Source organism: Agrobacterium sp. MCAB5, from assembly GCF_052114365.1.
Classification (GTDB): Bacteria; Pseudomonadota; Alphaproteobacteria; order Rhizobiales; family Rhizobiaceae; genus Agrobacterium; species Agrobacterium tumefaciens.
In genome coordinates, this window is sequence record NZ_JBFREP010000114.1 from 1 (window position 1) to 677 (window position 677).

Below are 677 nucleotides of genomic sequence, written 5' to 3' on the forward strand. Positions count from 1 at the left end.
GCATCGATCCGGGCCGTTGCCTGGCGCTGGAGGATTCCTGGCACGGCGTGCGCTCCGCCTCATCGGCGGGCATGATGACGATCATGGTGCCGGATGTCGCGCCGCCGACCGAGGAAATGCGGGAAAAATGCATCGCATCGATCCGGGCCGTTGCCTGGCGCTGGAGGATTCCTGGCACGGCGTGCGCTCCGCCTCATCGGCGGGCATGATGACGATCATGGTGCCGGATGTCGCGCCGCCGACCGAGGAAATGCGGGAAAAATGCATCACCGTTTCAAGCGATCTTCATGCGGTTGCCGGTCTCCTGCAAGAGGCGCCGTTATCAGAGGCATGAAGGCGCGGCGCATGCCTTTAGCCAGTGGTCTTTATGGTGCCTCACATATAGGCTGGCAGGCCGATCCTGCTCGAATTCAATTGTCGGCACATCCATAAACGGCGCGGCGCTGATATTGCTCGCTCTTTCCGCATTTGAGATTACCCTGCGGCAGGTCATGACGCCGGTGGCCGCCATTCTCGCAGCTCTGCTCTCTATCGTTTTGCTCTCATAATCGCGGCAGCGACAGAGCCGCAGCGCTAGGGTCGCGTCCCTCCCCGCAAACTGTCAAACCGACGGTTTAAAACGCCACTTGCGCTCTATCGATGCTTCGATGTCGAGACCGTTATAATGGGCGAGCAGC

Annotated in this window: 1 protein-coding gene; it reads left to right on the forward strand. The window is 60.4% G+C overall.

Annotated elements, in window-relative coordinates; genetic code table 11:
• Positions 1-127 precede the first annotated feature (127 nt).
• The gene (locus AB4Z23_RS27660; RefSeq protein WP_441361203.1) at positions 128-334 is read left to right on the forward strand and encodes a hypothetical protein; all 207 of its coding nucleotides are present in this window, start codon (positions 128-130) and stop codon (positions 332-334) included.
• The last annotated feature ends 343 nt before the right edge of the window (positions 335-677 follow it).

Bases quoted from the DNA above. Each gene is read 5' to 3' on its own strand.
- AB4Z23_RS27660 (WP_441361203.1), top strand. From the start codon at position 128: ATGCATCGCATCGATCCGGGCCGTTGCCTGGCGCTGGAGGATTCCTGG.